At 47.0% G+C, this 20,698-nt stretch carries 22 protein-coding genes, 2 tRNA genes and 1 pseudogene; 3 read left to right on the top strand and 22 right to left on the bottom strand.

The genetic code is table 11. The features are described from left to right. Positions 1 to 8: 8 nt before the first annotated feature. The 6 genes from NYE24_RS26960 to NYE24_RS26935 all read right to left on the bottom strand — a co-directional run bounded on the left by NYE24_RS26960 (position 9) and on the right by NYE24_RS26935 (position 5,004). Positions 9 to 809 (bottom strand): type II secretion system F family protein, encoded by an 801-nt coding sequence (locus NYE24_RS26960; RefSeq protein WP_342477099.1) that lies wholly within the window; start codon positions 807 to 809, stop codon positions 9 to 11. Between the two features lie 53 nt (positions 810 to 862). Further along, on the bottom strand, positions 863 to 2,134 hold the full coding sequence (locus NYE24_RS26955; RefSeq protein WP_342477098.1) for a CpaF family protein: 1,272 nt from the start codon (positions 2,132 to 2,134) through the stop codon (positions 863 to 865). Next, positions 2,131 to 3,291, bottom strand: a complete 1,161-nt coding sequence (locus NYE24_RS26950; RefSeq protein WP_342477097.1) for a hypothetical protein — start codon at positions 3,289 to 3,291, stop codon at positions 2,131 to 2,133. Before NYE24_RS26950 ends, NYE24_RS26955 begins: the two co-directional genes overlap by 4 nt. Positions 3,292 to 3,485: 194 nt before the next feature. Continuing rightward, on the bottom strand, positions 3,486 to 3,905 hold the full coding sequence (locus tag NYE24_RS26945) for a thiol-disulfide oxidoreductase DCC family protein (protein WP_342477096.1): 420 nt from the start codon (positions 3,903 to 3,905) through the stop codon (positions 3,486 to 3,488). 106 nt (positions 3,906 to 4,011) lie between these two features. Beyond that, positions 4,012 to 4,290: a hypothetical protein gene (locus NYE24_RS26940; RefSeq protein ID WP_036727511.1), complete on the bottom strand. Its 279-nt coding sequence runs from the start codon at positions 4,288 to 4,290 to the stop codon at positions 4,012 to 4,014. Between the two features lie 279 nt (positions 4,291 to 4,569). Further along, positions 4,570 to 5,004 carry an organic hydroperoxide resistance protein gene (locus tag NYE24_RS26935; RefSeq protein ID WP_036697152.1) on the bottom strand — a complete coding sequence of 145 codons (435 nt, stop codon included), beginning with the start codon at positions 5,002 to 5,004 and terminating at the stop codon, positions 4,570 to 4,572. Positions 5,005 to 5,174: 170 nt separating this feature from the next. On the opposite strand from NYE24_RS26935, the gene NYE24_RS26930 reads away from it, so the two are divergent. Next, complete coding sequence (locus NYE24_RS26930) at positions 5,175 to 5,654, top strand: glutathione peroxidase (protein ID WP_036697153.1); 480 nt, start codon at positions 5,175 to 5,177, stop codon at positions 5,652 to 5,654. Between the two features lie 65 nt (positions 5,655 to 5,719). Here the strand turns inward: NYE24_RS26930 and NYE24_RS26925 are convergent. Then, positions 5,720 to 5,802: transfer RNA gene (locus tag NYE24_RS26925), tRNA-Leu, on the bottom strand. Between the two features lie 58 nt (positions 5,803 to 5,860). Then, positions 5,861 to 6,097 (bottom strand): annotated as a pseudogene (locus tag NYE24_RS26920) (helix-turn-helix transcriptional regulator); the annotation flags it as partial. Between NYE24_RS26920 and NYE24_RS26915 the strand changes: the two are divergent. Continuing rightward, entirely contained in the window at positions 6,092 to 6,310 is a 219-nt protein-coding gene (locus NYE24_RS26915; protein ID WP_084648992.1) for a Rha family transcriptional regulator, read from the top strand. The pseudogene NYE24_RS26920 and the gene NYE24_RS26915 overlap by 6 nt on opposite strands. Before the next feature lie 142 nt (positions 6,311 to 6,452). Here the strand turns inward: NYE24_RS26915 and NYE24_RS26910 are convergent, their stop codons facing one another. The 5 genes from NYE24_RS26910 to NYE24_RS26890 form a co-directional block, all read right to left on the bottom strand. Beyond that, complete coding sequence (locus tag NYE24_RS26910) at positions 6,453 to 6,725, bottom strand: hypothetical protein (protein WP_036697158.1); 273 nt, start codon at positions 6,723 to 6,725, stop codon at positions 6,453 to 6,455. A 59-nt stretch (positions 6,726 to 6,784) separates the two neighbouring features. Next, entirely contained in the window at positions 6,785 to 7,327 is a 543-nt protein-coding gene (locus NYE24_RS26905) for a GNAT family protein (RefSeq protein ID WP_051493780.1), read from the bottom strand. Positions 7,328 to 7,401: 74 nt separating this feature from the next. After that, positions 7,402 to 8,295, bottom strand: a complete 894-nt coding sequence (locus NYE24_RS26900; RefSeq protein WP_341029139.1) for a polysaccharide deacetylase family protein — start codon at positions 8,293 to 8,295, stop codon at positions 7,402 to 7,404. A gap of 184 nt (positions 8,296 to 8,479) precedes the next feature. Next, positions 8,480 to 8,562, bottom strand: a tRNA-Leu gene (locus tag NYE24_RS26895). Between the two features lie 83 nt (positions 8,563 to 8,645). Next, entirely contained in the window at positions 8,646 to 9,011 is a 366-nt protein-coding gene (locus NYE24_RS26890; RefSeq protein WP_036697161.1) for a helix-turn-helix transcriptional regulator, read from the bottom strand. A gap of 145 nt (positions 9,012 to 9,156) precedes the next feature. On the opposite strand from NYE24_RS26890, the gene NYE24_RS26885 reads away from it, so the two are divergent. Beyond that, on the top strand, positions 9,157 to 9,354 hold the full coding sequence (locus NYE24_RS26885) for a hypothetical protein (protein WP_036697411.1): 198 nt from the start codon (positions 9,157 to 9,159) through the stop codon (positions 9,352 to 9,354). Positions 9,355 to 9,570: 216 nt separating this feature from the next. Here NYE24_RS26885 and NYE24_RS26880 read toward each other — a convergent pair whose 3' ends face one another. From NYE24_RS26880 to NYE24_RS26840, 9 genes are all read right to left on the bottom strand, one after another. Further along, positions 9,571 to 10,383, bottom strand: coding sequence for a carbohydrate ABC transporter permease (locus NYE24_RS26880; RefSeq protein ID WP_076159039.1), 813 nt, complete (start codon positions 10,381 to 10,383; stop codon positions 9,571 to 9,573). Then, positions 10,380 to 11,312: a sugar ABC transporter permease gene (locus tag NYE24_RS26875; RefSeq protein ID WP_063829044.1), complete on the bottom strand. Its 933-nt coding sequence runs from the start codon at positions 11,310 to 11,312 to the stop codon at positions 10,380 to 10,382. The genes NYE24_RS26880 and NYE24_RS26875 overlap by 4 nt, the downstream gene beginning before the upstream one ends. Next, positions 11,312 to 12,658 carry an extracellular solute-binding protein gene (locus NYE24_RS26870; RefSeq protein WP_342477095.1) on the bottom strand — a complete coding sequence of 449 codons (1,347 nt, stop codon included), beginning with the start codon at positions 12,656 to 12,658 and terminating at the stop codon, positions 11,312 to 11,314. Before NYE24_RS26870 ends, NYE24_RS26875 begins: the two co-directional genes overlap by 1 nt. A gap of 145 nt (positions 12,659 to 12,803) precedes the next feature. After that, positions 12,804 to 14,534 (bottom strand): sensor histidine kinase, encoded by a 1,731-nt coding sequence (locus tag NYE24_RS26865; protein ID WP_342477094.1) that lies wholly within the window; start codon positions 14,532 to 14,534, stop codon positions 12,804 to 12,806. A gap of 2 nt (positions 14,535 to 14,536) precedes the next feature. Continuing rightward, the gene (locus NYE24_RS26860; protein WP_076159028.1) at positions 14,537 to 16,081 is read right to left on the bottom strand and encodes a response regulator; all 1,545 of its coding nucleotides are present in this window, start codon (positions 16,079 to 16,081) and stop codon (positions 14,537 to 14,539) included. A gap of 261 nt (positions 16,082 to 16,342) precedes the next feature. Further along, positions 16,343 to 16,972, bottom strand: coding sequence for a 4'-phosphopantetheinyl transferase superfamily protein (locus tag NYE24_RS26855; RefSeq protein ID WP_162174486.1), 630 nt, complete (start codon positions 16,970 to 16,972; stop codon positions 16,343 to 16,345). Between the two features lie 319 nt (positions 16,973 to 17,291). After that, positions 17,292 to 17,441 (bottom strand): hypothetical protein, encoded by a 150-nt coding sequence (locus NYE24_RS26850; RefSeq protein WP_342477093.1) that lies wholly within the window; start codon positions 17,439 to 17,441, stop codon positions 17,292 to 17,294. A gap of 112 nt (positions 17,442 to 17,553) precedes the next feature. Continuing rightward, positions 17,554 to 19,914, bottom strand: coding sequence for an FtsX-like permease family protein (locus NYE24_RS26845; protein ID WP_342477092.1), 2,361 nt, complete (start codon positions 19,912 to 19,914; stop codon positions 17,554 to 17,556). Positions 19,915 to 19,916: 2 nt separating this feature from the next. Continuing rightward, on the bottom strand, positions 19,917 to 20,675 hold the full coding sequence (locus tag NYE24_RS26840; RefSeq protein WP_036697181.1) for an ABC transporter ATP-binding protein: 759 nt from the start codon (positions 20,673 to 20,675) through the stop codon (positions 19,917 to 19,919). Between the last annotated feature and the right edge of the window lie 23 nt (positions 20,676 to 20,698).

Here is a 20,698-nt window from a genome sequence, read left to right as displayed (position 1 = left end):
ACCCTCCTTCACAGAGGAATATCCATGATCTTATTAGTCCAGAGGTAACAGAGGAACAGTGCAATCAGCGCCAGTGTAGACACCGCTATTCCTGCACCAGTATACATTGGCTGCATATAGTCTCCGGCGCTCAGACTCATGAACATCACCATCATCAGCGGAGAGACCAGCAGCGCCTTCGCCTCAAATTTCTTCTGGGCTATACTGACTGCTATATCCTGCTGGATATCCAGCTTCTCACCGATGATCGAGGATGTGCGGCGTACGATCTCTACCAGATCCCCGCCTGTACGCTTGCAGACCATGAACACATCTGCGAAGCGCTCCACATCCTCCATTCCTGCTCTTTTGCTGAATTCATACAGCGCATCTTCAATTGGCTCCCCGTTCTCCATCCGGGCACAGATGATATTCAGCTCGGAGATCATGTCACTTGCGCCCTCCGGGTCAAGCATCCGCAGATCCTGCACTGCCTCACGGAAGGCATTCTCCACCGAACGTCCGGCCGAGAGCGACGAAGAGAGTGAGAACAGCATCTGCTTGAATTGCAGATTCAGTGCAGCCCGGCGGCGCTGCAGCAAATATTCACGCAGCAGCTTCGGCCCATAGGCGCTTCCGGGGACAGGCATTACCGCCAGGATCAGCCGGTGATAGAACAGGTAACCAATACCGAACAACAGGGCTCCGGCACCGAGAATGACCAGCATTCTTTGCAGGGAGGTCAACTCGTATACGGTATAATCGGGCAGCAGCACCTGCTCTCCCCCTGGAGATGTACTAAGCGGCAGCATGGGCGGTGTCCTCTTCATGAACCCTTTGCTTCGCCTTACAGGGGGATGCCGGTCTATCTTCTTCATGACATTCAAGGTACACTCGCCTCCTTCGCAAAGCTTCTACTCTCATACTGCTTGAGCGGATAATCATGGATTCCGGCCATCCGCAGCTTGTCTGCATGCAGAAGCGGGTTGCCGCTGACTTCAAGCTTCCCTTGCACCCTGCCATCCTGTTCGCCCGATTCCCGAAACTCATACAAAGGATTCAGGATGACTTCACCGCTGCGGATTCCAGCAACCTCACTGATCTCCATCACCCGGCGTGAACGGTCACGCAGCCGCGACAGATGCACGAATATATCGATCGCTGAGCTGATCTGCTGACGGACGACGGTTACCGGCAGATCAGCAGCGCTGAGCACCATAGTCTCCAGGCGGCTGAGCATGTCCAGCGCACTGTTCGAATGCCCCGTTGACAAGCTCCCGTCATGACCGGTATTCATCGCCTGCAGCATATCCAGACATTCAGCTCCCCGGACCTCGCCAACGACAATACGGTTCGGCCGCATCCGCAGCGAAGTGCGGATCAGGTCGCGGATGGTGATCTCGCCCCGCCCCTCCGTGTTAGCATTCCGGGTCTCCAGGGAGACCAGGTTCGGAACCGTAACGATCTGCAGCTCTGCCGAATCCTCCACCGTAATGACCCGCTCCTGCGGCGGGATGAACTGCGATAGAGCATTCAGAAAGGTTGTTTTCCCTGAGCCAGTTCCCCCGCTGATGAAAATATTGTATTTGGCAGTAACCAGAATCTGCAGCAGCTCGGCCGCTTCCTCCGAGAGCGCTTCACGTCTCACCAGCTCCTCCATCGTCATCGGCGTCTCCGGGAATTTGCGGATGGTCATGGCCGGACCCTTCAGCGCTGCAGGCGGCAGTACGATATTGACACGCGAGCCATCCTGCAGCCGCGCATCTACAATCGGCGAGGATTCATTGACCACACGGTTGACGCCGGAGACGATAATCTGAATGATATCCTCCAGCCTGCTCCCCGATTCAAAAGCCAGCGGCAGCCTGCGGATCATGCCCTCTTCCTCAATAAAGATCTCCTCATGGCTGTTGATCATAATCTCGGTGATCGCCGGATTATCGACCAGCGGCTGAAGAATATCCAGCCCCCGGAAGGAATCGAACAGCTTCTTCACCAGCCCGTGCTTCTCCTGGGCAGTCAGGAGGCGTAATTGCTCCCGCTCCAGAATGATCCGTTCAATATAAGCTGCCAGCTCATCATTCCCGATGACCGAGGTAACATCCAGCCCTGCCCGGATATCGCTGCGCAAGGCGCGGAACATCTCTTCATTCATACAGGAATCCCGGTGAACACCACAGGCAATTCTGGCTCTACGATAGCTCTGGAGAGCTGCTGAATACCGTCGATGAATTGGGGAGAGCTTAGGCAGAGTTCTCCATAATGCTGTAAACCCCAGGATGGAATATACGGAAGTACAGCATCCAACCGGAGGGCAGCGGATAGCGGACCTTCACTATCTGCTCCGGTACAGCCGTTCATGACGAATCGGCTCCTGTTCACCAGCTCCGGCTGCATGCCGGAGTGCGGACTGGCAGTATAATCGAGCCAGCATTCCGTCTTACGGATACTGGCCTGGTCATTCTTCAGCACCCACAGCAGAATGCCGCATCTGTTCAGAACAGCCTGGGCCCGCTCCTCCTCAATAGCGCCGGTGTCTACAATAACCACATCATAGCTTCCAGCTCCGGCCAACCCCTCCAGGAGATCCATTGTATCCTGCCGCGACATCTGGAGCATCTCTTTGAAGTTCTCCACAGGCCGGAAGGCATCACACCGCAGACTGTCATGTCTGAACGCATAATCGGTCCATTTCGGCTGCCCTCTTCCTCCCTTATTCTCTGGCCCTCCGGCCTTAAGCTCATATAAGAGCCGCTCCAGACCGGGAACATGGCTCCCCGGCATACGCAGGATGAATCCGCTGCTGTCCACACTCTCCAGATTAAGATAGAACACGGACAGGCCAACTGCTCCAAGCTGCTTCGCCATGTTCAGTGCTACCGTGGTTTTGCCGCTGCCGCCGCTGGCCGAGACGATCCCGAGCAGCAGCGTTGCTTCCTTAGGCAGAGCAGCCGTCCGGACACGCTTCTGATCGCTCAACTGGAGAATCGCTTCCATTAGCGCCGGCAGAGCCTGATACTTGGCAATATGCCTTTCCCCCGCCAGATCCCGGCCATTCGGCAATTCTCCGCCTTCACTTAAGACAGCCCAGGGAACGGTACTTCTCCCTTCCACCAGCCAGGCTTCAATGAAAGACGGGTCAGCGGCAACCGCATCCGGCAGCTCGTCACCTGTCATAAATTCCATAAAAGCGTCCAGTCTGCTGAAAGCCGTAATCCGCAGCATCTCTCCATATTCGCTATGGTGAAGATAATGAAGCAGCGGTTCAATATACTGGCTCTCCCGGACTGCAAGTACGATTCTTGCCGTCATGAAATCCTCCTCCTCTCTTGGATACATAAGAAAAAGAACAGCAAAAAGCACCGCCAATAACCGTGAATATGGTCATTGAACGGTGCTTCCGTTACTGTTCCTGTAATTTACTGTTATAGTAGCATATATATAAGAGGTCGGCAATAGCTTTTTCTCCACTATTTGAGAGAATCCCTCAGAATCCCCCTTACCGGCTACAGAAATCTGCGCTTCATATCCGGTGTCGGCAGCAGACACTGCTCATCCCGGCCGAACCAGCGGTAGCGGTTCCTGGCCACAATCTTGTACATAGCGTTACGCAGCGGCCCCGGAATCAGGATGAACACATATGCGGCGGGCCACGGGAACCGGAGTCTGCGGGCAATCCGCAGAACAGCAGCCGATTTCGTATAATACTTGCCGTTCTCTATCAGCACCACAGTATCTAGTTGCTGCTCGTGCAGACCGCCTGCCTTAAGCAGTTCCCGGGCCGCATCACTCTGCAAGGAGGCGAATTTGAAGTACGCCTTGGGATCACGCGGAATAATGAACCGGACGATTCCCTGGCACAGATGACAGACCCCGTCAATCAGCACAATAGATTCACCCTGTATTCCCTTCCGCTCCTCAGTCACATCACCGCCCCCTTTCTCTTAAGCATAGTGTAACATTCGTATCCCCTTTTGAAAAAAAACAAAAAACGCGGGATAGCTCCCGCGCCTACAACGTCCGTTCGTCTAATTATTCAGCAATTGCTTTGTTAATCCATTCGTCCCCGGTCATTTGCTCTTCGAAATCAGCAGTGAAGGATTCCATACATTTGCAAATGAAATCTTTGCGGCATACCGGACAAGGAGTCTTGAGCAGGCGGCTGATGTTCGTCATTTTCCATTCCGGAAACCGGTTGTAGAACGCGCGGCACTCCGTTCCGTCAGCAAGCTTGATAATGAACTCGTACAATCCTTCCTTATCATTGCTGCTGGCTTTGGTCACATTCGTAATACTCGGTTTGTAAGACATCTTCATCACCCATTATTTAAATTTTTGGTAGTTAATAGCACGCGCGACATTAACAGATACTTAGACATATTAAAGAATTTCCGGGGTGATGTCAACCAAAGTACAAGCTCCTGCACGCTATTTACCACACTTCCGGCCTTCTCAGACTCTATTTAGCCATTATTCCCAGCTTTGTCCATTCCTACCCGTGGTTCTGCGCTCAACATAATGAAAGACCAGACATTGAATGTCTGATCTTTCAGATAACCATGCTATTCAATTTTACATTGCTATCTATCGCTACAGAACGTTCAGCTCAACCTCAATGTTTCCGCGGGTCGCCTTGGAGTACGGGCAGAAATCATGGGCTTTCTTAGCCAGATCCTCTGCCACAGAGCGCTCAATACCTGGCAGCTTCACATCCAGCTTCACGGCCAGCTTGAAGCCTCCATCGCTCTCGTCCTTGCCGATCAGCACATTCGAGGTAATCTCGACATCCTGCAGCTTTACGCCTTCTTTACGGGCAATATTAGCAAGGGCACTCTCATAACACGCACCATAGCCCGCCGCGAACAGCTGCTCCGGATTTGTGCCGGCACCACCAGGACCGCCAAGCTCCTTCGGGATTTTGAGATCATGCTTCAGCGCTCCGTCGGACGATTCCACCGAACCTTCACGGCCTCCGCGAACCTTGGCTGAAGCTGTATATAGGGGTTTTAGTTTCAATGTACTCATCTTTAACTCTCTCCTTTTAACACAAATTTTGTAAGAACACTTATCCTTAACTTAAACAATCTCACATTTTTGAAACGATTGGGGCAGATTGTTACCTTTTAAAACTTGCTTCCGGCGGTGAATAGTGTACAATTAAATTGTGATAAATCAATGTTCGGGAGGAATCATTCATGAATGTCCATGATTTTGAAGCCAACACCCTGCGGGGCCAGGAAGAATCACTCTCCAAGTACAAAGGCAAGGTTCTGCTCGTCGTGAATACAGCCAGCAAGTGCGGACTTACCCCGCAATATAAGGGTCTCCAGGAAGTGTACGATAAATTCAAAGACCGTGGTTTTGAGATTCTGGGCTTCCCAAGTAACCAGTTTGCCGGACAGGAGCCGGGTGAGAGCGAGGATATTGCCGAGTTCTGCGAGATCAATTACGGTGTATCCTTCCCGATGTACGAGAAAATCAATGTCAAAGGCGCCGACGCCCATCCCCTGTTCAAGTATCTGACTAAAGAGGCACCTGGTGTACTCGGCTCGAAGAGTATCAAATGGAACTTCACCAAATTCCTGGTGGACCAGGAAGGCCGTGTGCTGAAGCGGTTCGCCCCGCAGACAACACCTGATCAGATCGAAGAGGATATAGAGAAGCTGCTGCGCTAGAGCGGGTTCAACAAAAAAAGCTGATATCCTTGAATCATCAAGGATATCAGCTTTTTTGAAATATATGCGGTAGAGAGGACTCGAACCTCCACGGGTATACACCCACTACCCCCTCAAGATAGCATGTCTGCCATTCCACCACTACCGCGCGGTGTGTCTAACGTTGATGCATTGTTTGAGGCCAACATTCAATATTATAAATCGGTAAAATAATCCTCGCCGCTTTCCTGAATCGTTTGGGGCTGCTTACCCAGGATTAGCCAATCCAAGCTCACATGAAAAAATGCAGCAATCTCAATCAGCTTATGTGTACCGGGCGTAGATTTGCCGCGTTTCCAGTCTCCCATATTGCCGGTGCTGATTCCGAGCTGTGCACAGAAGGATTTCTTCGTAATTCCTTGCCGTTTAATCAATAATACAATACGTTCATAGATGGATTGCATCAGCCAACTGCCTCCCCCAACAGCAAACGCCCTATTACTGCCTACGGCTGGGCCATCAAGCAACGTCTGGCAGAACTGCACTTGGATCAGAAGAAATTCTGTGAATTACACGACATCCCACCCTATCGGCTGTCCAACCTGATTCACGGCACCCGCAAGGCAGACAGATACCGCCGTCAAGTCGCAGAGTTGTTGAACCTGCCGCCATCTTAGTACCAACTGGAACAGCAGCTCCCCAGGTATGAACCGACCGGCATTATTCTTCTTGTAGCTACTCTTATTCCATCTAATCCTGGAAAAATCCTTCTTTTCGCGCTTACACCACTCCATCTACAAAAAAACTCACCGGCTGGCATTATCCAAGACTGCCGTCCGGTGAGTCGTTAACATCGTAATTTTTATGAAAATACGTTTTAGAGCACCACCGGATCAGGTCATCCCGCTCTTTCTCATGAATCTTGATTAGCTGGTTCAGGACAAAAACCCGCTGCACAATATCCCCCGCAAAACGCAGCTGATTCGTGTAGTAATCGATTTCCCTTTGATAGGCCGAGTACTCTCCGTTGTTATGGGCAGAGTAAGCTTTTAACAATTGAAGGTGAAGGTCATAGATCTCAGAGTAATTCATTACCGTAGACTACCTCCCAGGTAAGGCGTTTACTAGTATTGTCTCCAAGATTGATAGGATTATACGATAGAGCTCCACTCTTCCTTTAGAATCGCATACTGATACGCATCATGCCATACAGGCTGCCCGTCATCTGTTCTTCTGAAAAAGGCTTTTTTCTTGAAATGACCCTCACGGCGCATATTCAATCGCTCCAGCAGTCTCCAGGAAGGTGCATTCTCAGGATTACACATAGCCGCCACCCGGTGAACACCCAATGCTTCAAATCCATATTGTAAAATTCTTTGGCAAGCCTCAGTGGCATAACCATGTCCATAAAATGCAGGGTTAAAGATGTAGCCTAGCATCCATGTTTTAAATTCAGCAGGTTCTTTTTGCTCAAAATAAATATGACCGATCATTTTATTGGTATCCTTCAAGCTAACGGCCCAGAAACTATCTCCACCCGCACGTTCCCTGGCTATATTCTTGCATTCCTCTTCACTGCTTACACCGCCCGGCTCGTATTCCAGCACCTGCTCTAATGACAAATACTCGTGTAAATCGCTCCAATCGTTTTCTGCAAATTCACGAACAATTAGCCTTTCCGTTTCCAGTAACATAGGATCGCCCTTTCATCCATCTTCGTTTCTTCCATTCTAAAGGTTTCAGGTAATTATCACCAGCTATAGCTTGATCAAGTTAGAATTCTTTGTAAATCACGTATTTCTTTCCATGAGACTAAATTAATATTCTCTTTTCTAAGCACTTTATTAATATCAGGATCTATTAGTAATAGATACTCAATCCCACGCTCAAAATAACAATTCGTTACAGACTTCAATTCTTCAGTTATTTTCGATGGATGTATAGTTAATTGTGTTATACCGGGCTTAATATTTTTGAGTAGCGTGAGCAACTGTCTCTTCATTTCTTCATATTCCACGGGCTTACAGCAGTAGGGCAAAGAAATTACATCATCAATAAACAAGATCCCACGTTTTCTTCCTGAATTAATTCTAATGCGAAAAGTTTCTTTTTGCTTGTTATTAAAAAATGGTTGTTCAATTATTCTTGTTGGTAAGTTAAAGGGGAGACGATATTTCTCGCATAGATCAAAGGTTATTTCTAAAAAATCATTGCCCGCATATAAACCCATAAGACTACCGCTATGACTATCAAGATGAGTTGGGTCAATTCCTAACATAGTGGCACTTTGTATCTGAGCCTCTAATTCAATTCTAACTTCTTCATCATCGGCATTTTCCTCTATGTATGAAATGTCAGTATGGAAGTTACCATCCTTATTGATTAAACTTTTCAATGATCTTTCTTGAAATACTGGACGATATAAATGATACTCACCGCTTGTTAAGGTAAGATGAATCCCGATATTATCTAGAATGTTTTGATTACTTAATTCAAGGGCTTCCCGCGCTGCTGGACAGGGAAACATTATAGATGTTGAGGTTATAGCTTGTTGTTCAAATAAACTAACAATTGCTTCATTAGTTCCCTTAGTTATTCCGAAATCATCAGCATTAATTATTAACAAACGGTCATCTGAAGAAAAACCTAATTTGCTTATCATAAAGATCTCCACCTTAATAAGTTTTTTGCAATCAAAAAAGAAAAACAGCAGGAATACAAAACACATTGTCGTGTGCGTATCCCTACTGTTTCAGAAAAATAAAATTAAAATAGTTAAACAATATTTATCGAAAAAAAAGCAAAAACCCTTGAACTACCAAGGATTTTTGCTCATTTGAAATATATGCGGTAGAGAGGACTCGAACCTCCACGGGTATACACCCACTACCCCCTCAAGATAGCGTGTCTGCCATTCCACCACTACCGCGCGGTGTGTCTAACGTTAATGCATTGTTTGAGGCCAACATTCAATATTATAAATCGGTTGCGCTCAAAAGTAAAGGTACCTGCTTAAGATTTTTCGCCGTCCGTATCCTGATCCTTGCGGTATTTGGTAAAGGCCAGATATTCCTTAATAAAGTTCTTCTCCTCCGGCAGCAGCTCTTCGGTTTGGCAATTCAATTGCCGCATTTGGCCAAAAAAATAATCCTCGCCGCTTTCCTGAATCGTTTGGGGCTGTTTGCCCAGGATCAGCCAATCTAAGCTCACATGAAAAAATGCAGCAATCTCAATCAGCTTATGCGTGCCAGGTGTAGATTTGCCGCGTTTCCAGTCTCCCATATTGCCGGTGCTGATTCCGAGCTGTGCACAGAAGGATTTCTTCGTAATCCCTTGCCGTTTAATCAATAATTCAATACGTTCATAGATGGATTGCATCAGCCAACTGCCTCCCCCAAAATATAATACGTAAAAACGTTATTTTTTATTGAAAAATGACGTAAAAAAGTATATAATTAACTATTATTATATCTTTACCTATTTTATATCATAGCGGCTGGATAGTCGATACGAGGTGAGCAATCTGAACAGCAAACGCCCTATTACTGCCTACGGCTGGGCCATCAAGCAACGTCTGGCAGAACTGCACTTGGATCAGAAGAAATTCTGTGAATTACACGATATCCCACCCTATCGGCTGTCCAACCTAATTCACGGCACCCGCAAGGCAGACAGATACCGCCGTCAAGTCGCAGAGTTGTTGAACCTGCCGCCATCTTAGTTCCAGTTGGAAGTAGCAGTTCTCCATATGTGGGCCAACCGACATTCTTCTTGTAGCTAATGTTATTCCACCTGATCCTGGCAAAATCCTGCTTTTCCCGCCCACTCTATTCATACACAAAGAAACCTCTCCTGTGAAATGGCTGAGCCGACTCCATTTCACTATAAGAGAGGTTTCTTTCCTGTTCTTTGCGGTCACTTACCCAATTTTAGTGAGTTAGCCTTTGACCGCTCCGCCGGTAAGTCCTCTGACCAGGGTCTTCGAGCCGAACAGGAAGAGAATAATCAGCGGCAGTGTACCCAGCGTAAGCCCCAGAATACTGGCTGAATAATCCGTGCGGAAGACCGTTGACAGATTAGCAATTCCCAGCGGCAGCGTGTACAGCTCGGGCTTGTTGATCGTCACCAGCGGCAGCAGATAACCATTCCAGGACCCAAGGAAGGAGATTAGCCCCAGGGTACTGATCGCAGGCATTAGAAAAGGAATAACAATTCGGGTGAGAATACCCGGTTCCGAAGAGCCGTCGATTCTTGCGCTCTCAATGACCTCTGTCGGGACAGAGGAGCGGATGAACTGGGTCATGAAGAATACGCCGAAGGCATTATTCAGACCGGCCAGAATCAGCGGCGCATGAGTGTTGTTAAGGTGGAACCACTTCATCTCCATCACATATGCAATCAGACCCAGATGACCGGGGATCATCATCGTCAGAAGAATGAAGCCATACAGTGCATTTTTACCCTTAAATTCATATTTGGCAAAAGCAAATCCGGTAATCGAGGCCACCCCGACCGTCACCAGAGTGAACAGTACAGCAACATAGAAGCTGTTCCAGTAATTCCGCAGGAAGCTGGCAGACATGATCGTCTTCAGGTTCTCCACCAAATAACCGCTGGGCAGGATCGGAAGCTGCTTGAACAGGTCTTCGGAATAATAGGTGCCCATCACAATCATCATATAGAACGGGAAGAGGAACGCGATAGCGATCAGACTAAGCAACAATACGGTAAAGAACTTCTTCGCTCTCATTTGTCGTCACCGTCCCTGTTGATCCATTTCATGCCAACCACCGAGAACAGGGCGATGAACAGGAAGGTGCCGTAAGCTATAGCCGCCCCTTTGCCGTACTTGAACGCACTGCCGTTGAAGGAAGCATCGAACATGTACCAGATCGGTGTGAAGGTGGAGCCGTCAGGCCCTCCTACCATACTGGAGCCGGAAGCCCAGCCGCTGAACAGCAGCATTGGTTCTTCCACCAGTTGCAGGCCGCTGATAATGGAAGTAATAATCAGGAACAGATTGATCGGCTTCAGCAGCGGAATCGTAATACGCGTGAACACATCTTTGGAGGAGGCTCCGTCGATTACAGCGGCTTCATAGATGGAGGTGTCAATACTGGCCATCCCCGCCGTGTAGAACATCACGAAATATCCAAGATTTTTCCAAAATACCATCAGGATAACTACCCAGCGGGAGGAGCTGGCGGAGCCCAGCCAATTGATCTTCTCCTGAATGATGCCCAGCTCCATCAGCATATTATTGAAGAAACCGCCCTGCCAGTCGAACAACAGAGAGAAGATAATCCCGACCGCGACCGGCGTTGTCATATAGGCACTGAATACACTTAGCCGGAAAAAGGTTTTGCGGCGGATCAGCTTGCTCTCGATAAGGCTGGCTACCAGCATGCCCATTAGGACAAGAGCCGGAAGATATACCGCCATGAAAATAATGACATTCAGCAGCGATTTCCAGAAGAAGGCGTCATGAAAAAATAGCTGTATATAATTACCAAGTCCGATGAAATTCCGGTTACCGTACAAATCCCAGTCTGTAAGACTGATGTACAACGTAAACAGGATTGGGAACAAGCTCAGTACGGCATAGGACAAGAAATAAGGGGTAATGAACAGGTACGGCCATTTGTTTTTACTGCTGATTCCATTTGATTTCTGCATCATTATTCAAATGTCAGCTCAGGGTGATTTTTCTTCAACTGTTCTTCCCACTTATCCAGGGCCTGCGCGGCATCGAAGCTGTTATCCTGTGCCATGACCTGCAACACCAGCTCCGACGAGCTGTAAATATCCTGATCGTATTTAGTCACCGCTTTGGACTTCATGTTCGGGAATACCTTCTCCACCCAGAACTTTCCTAGATCCTGTCCGCCGAAATATTCATCCGCCCCGGATGACAGCTTGGAGGTATCCTTGAAGAACGATTTCAACGGTAAAATGTAATCGGAGGTAGCGAAGTTGGCTTCAGCGCCTTCGTCTGTACCTAACAGCCAGTTGAGATACGCCCAGGCAGCATCTTTATTCTTGCTGTCCTTCCAAATACCGATAGTAGTACCGCCGTATGGATATCCGCCTTCCGGAGGCACCATCAGACCCCATCGGCCGTTGCTGGCCTTGTCGTTAGGCTTAATTACGAATTCTGGAGACCAGTTCGCTGCAGGATAAAAAATCACGTTGTCTTGCGAGTACGAAGCATTCCAAGTCGGAGACCACATCGCCAGCTTGCCCTCAGTGTTATTGTCGCGGATGGACTGCAGCTGAGTGAAGATCCTAAGCAGCTCTTGGGTATTCACCTTGGTTCCGTCAACAACTGCCGTTGTACCCTGGTTGGAGAGGATGGTATACGCATCCATGAGGCTTCCAAGCATGAATGTCTTGCCGCCGCTTTTCTCATAGACTTCCTTGCCCTTGGCAATAAAGGCATCCCAGTCAGTGAACATTGCCGTTAATGCATCAGGATCATCTGTCCCGAAGTATTCTTTAGCCAAATCACGCTTGTAAGCCAGCGCTCCAGGCGAGCCGGATTGCTCTAGACCCACAAGCTCTCCCTTACTGTTCGTCAGCAGCGGAAGCTCGAAGTCGAGCAGATTGGAGGTGTCGAATTTGTAGGGCTCTTCGGACAAGCTTTGCAGTACGTTAAGCTCATACAGAGCGCCGCGGAAGGCCGCTTCTCCCCAGATAATATCCGGCAGCCCGGAGCCGGCAGCGATGGAGGTCTGGATTTTTTTCAAATAATCCCCCGCCGAGACTTCGACGAACTCCAACTTGACGTTCGGGAACTTCTCGTTGAACTTCGCTCCGGTGCCTTCGAACCAGGCCTTGTCCCAGCCCCATACGGTCAATTTACCGGAAGCGTTCGCAGGATCACTTGAGTGATCCGCACTGTTTGTACTGCCGGAGTCTCCCGAAGTGTTGTTGCTTCCGTTGCCGCAGCCGGCCAGCACCAAGGTGAAGCATAACGTTAGAACAAGCGCTATAACCGATGCTTTTTTACTGAATAGATTGTGCAATTTAAGATCCCCCTTGCATCTGTTGTGACAGCGGGCGGTTCCTGTTAATGTCTTCCGTCCGTCTGTATAGTAGAACTATAAGCTTGAAGGGATCACCTAACAATTAGACGATCTGATGGTTTTGTATAAATAATGATAGTGCTTTTCACTCGGACGGTTGCTGCAGGACGGGCAGGAGAACAGACACTTTGGTGCCTCCCTGCTCACTTGACCGGATGACCAGGCGGCCTTCCTGCCCGTACAAATACTCGATTCGCTCCCGGATATTCCATAATCCAATCTGCTTCATAGCCCCTGAAGGGAGACGCGCAGGCGGCAGGGTTCCATTCATAATAGACCGGGCCTTCTCCTGGCTCATGCCGCAGCCGTCATCTCTGACCGAAACCAGCAGCCTTCCGCTGCGCTTACGGATAATGATCTCTATACGGCCTACAGTCTCTTTCTCTGAAAATCCATGAAAAATAGCATTTTCCACCAGCGGCTGAATCAGGCTTTTCGGAATATAGTCACCCTTCGCTTCGTCTTCTACGCTCCAGACTACCTCGAACCGGTCTGCATACCGGTACTTCTGAATCGTTACGAAGTGATTAATAATGTTCATCTCCTGCTCCACCGTGATATACAGACTGGTATCACCAATATTGACAGCATCATGCAGAATGCCAATGAAGGATTCAACCATTTCCTCAATAGCCGGGTAATTCTTTTTGCGGGCCAGATACACAACCGTATTTAGAGTGTTGTAGATGAAATGGGGATTGATCTGGGCGAATAACAGCTCTGCCGTCATTTTACGTTTCCAGCGCTCCTGCTCCACCCTTTCGCTCATCTGCCGCTCAATATCACCAAGCATCGTCTCAAAACCATTCTTCAGCACAGACAGCTCATCATTGCTGCGGAACGAGAGCTGAACATTATAGTTGCCCATAGACACCTGCTTCATCGCTTTGGTCATCTGCAGGATCGGACGGATAATATTCGAGATGATGGGGAGGAACAACAGGAAGCAGAGCGCCAGACACAAGGCGAGGAAGATGGCCCAGTAGCGGACAATATAACCCACCCATTCATAGAACCGTTCATTGGAGGTGAACGTGGAGACGGACCAGTCCGATTTCTCAAAAGCGCTGGCCAGATAATAACCCTTGTCATGCTTAACGACTTGAATGTCTGGGCTGTCTGCGCTCAGCGTAGGGGCAGGCAGCTCTGTAGCGGTGCCTTGCTGATAGAGCAAGGATTGACCCGGGCCGATCCAGGCTACCTGGTCGAAGGACTGGCCCAAGTACTGGAATAGACTCTCAAAAGCAGTGTAATCAATATTTAATAGCAGCACTCCACCATACTGGGGATCGAAACGGATAAAGAAGCTGACGATTTTTTTGCTGTCAGGGTCGAGAATAATATGGGGAGCTGTGAACCCGCTTTTGGCATTGCTCTTCAGCGCTTCCTGATACCAATCCTCTTGCAGCAGCCGTTCAAAATAAGGGTCGATATACAGCGAGGACCAGAAAATCTTGCCGTCCGAGCGGACGATGGCCGAGCTCTCAAGGTAGTCACGCAGTACATTGAATTTAGTCAACTGGACGACGACATCTCTGTATGCGCTTAGCTCATCATACGTAGAGGAGTAGTTCAATCTTGCAGCGAACCGCTGAAGCAACTCATCGTTGACCATATTTGCGGCATATTTCTGTACATCGTCAATCAGGTGATTCATCTGATTCGTGGTCTGCTCCAGATGGATCGTATCTTCACGCAGGGCTTGCGCTTCGAGAATCGAAGAGAACTGCTCATACGCCAGTGCACTGATGGCCGTTACCGACAGCGTAACGATCAGAATAACGCTGCCGAGAATTTTATTCTTAATTTTTCGCATAGCTATTCGCTGCCCCTCTGCTGCAGGAAATCCTTGGGCTGTATACCCGTGGTTTTTTTGAAGACCTGACTGAAGTATTGGCTGGTTTTGTACCCTACTTTCTCCGATACCTCGTAGATTTTGTATTCACCGGTCTGCAGAAGCTTCTTCGCCAGCCCGATCCGATACTCCGTTGTGTAGTCGAGCAGAGACTTGCCCGTCTCCCGCTTGAAGGTTGTCCGAAGATGGATGCTGCTGATCTGCAGATGACCTGCGACCGTCTCCAGGGACAGATCGGGATCGGCGTAATTCCCGGCAACATACTCCATCGCCTTGTTGACCCAGCGGGAATACTGCTTCTGGCTCTGCCGCTGCTGCAAACATTCTTCAAGCATCCGGTACAAGCTGTTAACTACTTGCCGCGTGTCTGTACCCAGCACTTGATCAGGGCTGTTGCTTCCGTCCTTGCTTCTTGCTCCCCTGATCTCACCCATGACGGCGCGCAAATCTCCCAAATACGCCTGAGCGGCGATCTGGTCCAGACCCGTCTTCAGCCGTTCCAGCAGACTCCGTTCGGGGGATAACAGATATTGTCTGACCTCTTGGGCAATACGGGTAGCTTCCCGGGTTGAAGCTGCTTGCTCCAGCAGAAACACAGCACCGGGCGGCAAAAACACAGAATAATCATAAGCCTGCCTCATCGCCGCATATCTGAGGTCCGGCGGTTCCGCGCCATTACCTGCGGATATTATCACTCTGGGAAGGTTCCCCCGATAGAAAGACTCCAGGCAGAGCAGAACTTGGGCCGCGAGCTGCCGCAAGTTATAATGCTGGAGCAGCAGACTGCTGGAAGAGGATAACTTAAGCAGCAGGATGTATCCGCCTTCATCCATCTCCAGAAGTTGAAGCTCCTCCAAGTCCGTTGTCTGACGGCGGATCTCTTCTTCGACATTCTTCCATACGAGGGCCGTGCCACTACGTGCATTACTCCGGCTGCCGTCCAGCTTCAATGCAGCCTCCAGCTCGAAATACAGCAGCCCGGGCTGACCCTGCTGATAATCTGCCACGAGGCGGTGAAGCCGGGATTCCTTATTCCCTGCAGGAGCCTGATACTTGCCGGCCAGCATATCCTTAAGCAGGATATGGAGCGCATGTCCGTGCCCTTCTTCCTCGGCAGCTTCCGCTGCCAGACCTTCCTTCAGCAGCTTTAGCTGTTCCAGCAGGCGGCCCCGGCTAATCTCATGCTTAAGCAGATAATGGGCCGCGCGCAGCTCCAGGGCCTGACGGGCATAGTCGAAATCCCGGTAAGCAGTCAGAAAGATCAGCCGCGTTCTTGGGGCAAGCTGGACCACATGCCGTCCCAGCTCCAAGCCATCCATAGGTGACATGGAGATGTCGGTGATGATAATCTGCGGCCGTAATTCCTCGAACATCCGTAGCGCCATACGCCCGCTGGTCGCCTGAGCGACCACCCGGAAGCCATTCTCCTCCCACGGAACCGATTGGTAGACATGATCAAGTGCAAGCGGCTCATCATCCACAAGCATGACCGAAATCAATGAATTCACTGTAGAAATCCCCCGTTCCTGTCGAATCCTGATATATATGCAGGTATAACGGAACATGGAAGGGCTGTCAATGGAAATAGATTCCCTTTTCCGATAAGTTGGTCTACTTCGGATACGGCACTTTAAAGGGTGAAGTTGCCGGGTAGATTTGAACCACCTAGAAGATGCAACTGTGAGGCGCACGCAAAAAAGGCGCTTCTATCAGCGCCTGAAATGGATTCTTATTCAGCTCCTTACTAAGCGTCGCGATGAATTATCACTTCACTTTTTCAACATGGAATTCACTTCTGCTTCGCTATGTAACAAATCAGAAACAGTAGGTTGACCTCCTATTGCCCCATGTTTATGTGCTTTGAAGAAAGAATGTATAAGCGAACCTATATCAATGATTGCAACTTGTTCACTGAAACAGTTTATATCTGAACATATGGTTAATGAATACCCAACTTCTAAAAGATAGGACTTAAAGTACCACTTTTTCCCGAATATCCATTTTTCACTTGCCATTTCGTCTCCTTCGACGGTAGAGAAACTTTCAAGTGGGATGGTCATCCCCTTGCCAATGGCTTTAATATAACTTTCTTTCGCTGTCCAAATCCGAAAGAACTGTAATAATCTATGCTCACCCATTTCAACTTTCAATATAGACCGGTATTCATCTTCCCTGAAAAATCGTAGCGCCAAATCGAGATGAACCTCATCTATTCGCTCTACATCTACTCCAATTTGGCTGGAAGGACCTGTAGCCAGAACGACCCAATCCCCAGAATGGGAAATGTTGAATCCAAGTCCCTGCTTGTTACCAAGCAGAACTGGCTTGCCAAAGCAATTAACAGCGATACTTATATCCTCTATAGGTCTATCCATCATTGAGGATAACACCATTCTCATTAACATATCTCCGGTTACACCCCGTAATTTATCTTGTAAAAATCGGAATTCCAGGTGCTTTTGACGTCTACCCTCCGGAAGATATGACAATATAGAATCCAGATATTTATAAGGGAATTGGGTTATCTGAACAGCGAATACTCTAACCAAAATTATCTCTCCCTGATTGATGAGTCGATATGTCTTCCCATCCTTACAAATTGAAACAGTAATTCTGATAAACTCTTGTTATACATCATCATTATAGATAGCTCTATGGTTAAAAATGCTTATAGTTCACCACAAACATTTTAGTCCCCTGGTAATCGTCATAGACTGTTCAGACCCGGCTACCTGTGCCCACCAGCAGGACGGCTGGCTGAAGAACGCCATGATCCAGATGTGTAAATCCGATATGGATACGCGGGATGTAGCCTATCTTAATAAAAGTACGTTTAACAGCCACTACTACTGTAGTTGAGGAGGACATACATCATTAGCATCAGTGGCTGTCAAATAAGTGTTACTCTCTTATAACGTCTATTTCCTTGGATACACAAGCATAGGTCCTCTGCTTTACATTGGATGTATATTTCCAGTACTCATTCAGACACCAAATTACGCGGATTGATTTTGAGAACGCCTCCCGAAGCGACCCATGTACTAAGCATGGTAACCGCCATACACAGTGGTGCTATCATAATAATTTGGAACCAGTCCATTACGATATCAATTCTTACAGCTCCTCCTTGGGATAACGCTGGACCAATGAAGGATGGAGTTAAGAGCACGGCTGTAACGATTCCTAATCCACATCCAATAATCGTTACAAATTGAATTCTATAGATCAAAGCTTTTCTTATTTCAAAGGAAGACATTCCAAAGGATTTGTAAATCCCGTAATTCTTCTTCATATTAAGGATATTGATTAAGATTGCATTGAACACTGTAATAAAACAAACACTAACTACAACTATACTGATAATATAGGTTACCAGCTTAATTACAGACTTAATAGAGGAAAGGAAGGTATCTCTGAATCTCGAATTGTTTACAATTTCTAATGAATCTTCGTATTTCCCCTTTAATTCTTGCTCAAATTTCGCTACATCCACATTCTCCTTTAACTTCACTTGATGAACCCTCTGCATGCCAATTTTCGAGGTCTTAATGTCAGCATTTAGGATTCTAAACATATATCCGCCACTGCTCATCGTTGAAAAAACACCCGAAATCTTTAATTCTTTATTTTCCCCTTCAATATTGGCTAAAAGGGTATCTCCTATCCCCATGTTAAGCCTCTGGGATAATTTATAACTAATTGAAACTTCATTCTGATCAGAAGGATTTCGGCCTTCCGAATTCGTAATGCCCAAAAGCTCCATATCTCCGGCATATGCTGTTCCTACAATGTTCTTAGAGGCACTATCATCACTGATAAAGATGGAGGAGTTGATCAAATAATTCATAGGAACTACAAACTCCACGTTCTCTTCCTTGGATAATAGCTGATATATATCATCATTAGTCATTTCCGTCCTGTTCGAATTCCCAACGGTCAGATCACTGTAATCCATCCCCATGTAATTCGGATCCTCCAAGGCATTTTCCATACTGGAGATACTTACGAAAGAAAACACCAATATAACACTTGTTACAAAAAGAACGATTACGAAAAAGATCATTTGTCTCACTTGAGAGAATGTATCCTTTATTCCAATCATCATGGATACCGGCAATCGTCTAAGTGCCGATAAAGAAATGCCTGTTCTCTTTAAGTTTTTACTTGCCGGAGCCCCATAACGGATCGCTTGGGATGGTTTAACTTTCGATGTTTTTGAAGCCGCAACAAAAGAAACACCAACCGTAAACAACATTAAAACAATGAACGTCACTATGCCTGTATCCAAGGAGGTCCCCGAGCTCTGCGTCATTCCTAACGCCTTCATCAAGCTGTCCGACAGCACCCCAACAATAGGTATGCTTAACATTGAACCTAGAGGAATAGCAATAAACCCAATAATTAAGTATTGCAGCACATATGTAAAAATAATATTGACCGAAGAGAAGCCCTGGGCTTTAAATATCCCAATGGTTGTATAATCAGACATTATTGAATTTGATATTGCAAAGAAAATTAGAATAAAACATACTGCAATAACTATTAAAGCAAGCACTAACATAATAGCGCCAATGCTTTCTTGCGTACTAGTATACTTGAAAACAATATCATTATAATCCAGTTTATATCCGGTAAAACTTTGTCCAAGATACGTTTCAAAGTCATTCCAGATTCTAACTTCATCCTTCTCGGAGTATTCCAGATAACGAATTCCAATGACATAGGATGTAGATTCACCGGTGAATATTCGGTTTAGTTCTCCTGATTTAACCCATACTCTGACTGGATTATGCTGAGGAGAGCTGTACTGGGGATCAATTATAATTGCAGACACTTTATATTTTTTCGAGCCTTCAAAGGTTGGCAAATCAATGCTGTCCCCTACGTTAATCTTATTCTCGTATGCAAATGTAGTCGGTAGCCAAATCTCATTAACTCCTGGTTTTGACCCCTCGGTGCCTTCAACAATTTTTAATATATCCTGTGTAACAGTCCCGTCAGGAACTTCAGCTATAAATAAACTAATATCAATTTTTTTATTAAAATAAGCATTCCCCTGCATGAATTGTGCAGGCACGAGGTAAGTGCTTTCTACTTCCTTTTGTGATTTCCAAAAAGCCTCAACGTCCTTATTCTTGTTAAGAACACTATCGTAAAAAAGTAAAGTATGAGAAGCATTTAGGTCTTTATACATTTTGTCAAAGGGTTTATCAATTATAGAAAGAATAGAGATCCCTAACGAAAAGACTAAAGAGGCCAATAAAACTGTAATGGCAATCAAAACCTTTTGCGTTTTATTCCTCTTGAAGTTTGCAAGACATACCTTAAATATTGATCGCATAATTACCACCCCTTATCCATTAAGAAAGAATATATTTGTTCTTCCCTCTCTATACCATTATCCTTTGAATATTTTTCGAGATTTAACTCACTATTAATCTCACCATCACGTAAAAACAGAATTCGATTCGCCCGGCAGGCTGCCTTGACGTCATGCGTAACCATTACAATAGATTGCCCTTTGCTGTTGATATCTGTGAATACATCCAAGATTCTTTGACCTTGTGTTGAGTTCAGTGCTCCTGTGGGCTCATCTGCAAAAAGCACCTTAGGTGAATTGATAAGCCCTCTTGCAATGGCTATTCTCTGTTGCTGTCCGCCTGATAACTGCGAAGGCATTCTTGATGCCTCCTGTTTGATATCCATATTGTCCAAAAGCTCCCTGGCTCTCTTCTCAACATCTTTTCTATTTTTTTGTGCAAGGTATCCAGGCACCGTCACATTTTCAAAGATGGATAGATTGGGTACAAGATTAATGGACTGGAAGACAAACCCGATTTTTTCACGTCTCAACTGAACCATCTTTTTTTCTTTTAACACATCAATTCTCATATCTTCAAACCAGACCTCACCCTTGGTTACATTATCAAGTCCGCTTAGAAGATATAACAGGGTAGATTTCCCAGAGCCTGAACTCCCCATGATTACAGTAAAATCCTTTTCATAGATATCAATGGTCAGATTATTAATAGCACTTACTTCTACATCAGCACTCAAATAGGATTTATATAGATTTCTGCATTTCAGAATAGCCTTGCTCATAGCAATTCCTCCTTTTGATAATT

The sequence above is a fragment of the Paenibacillus sp. FSL H7-0350 genome, from assembly GCF_038593195.1.
In the GTDB taxonomy this organism is placed as follows: Bacteria; Bacillota; Bacilli; order Paenibacillales; family Paenibacillaceae; genus Paenibacillus_AQ.
This window is presented reverse-complemented; position numbering and strand designations above follow the sequence as displayed.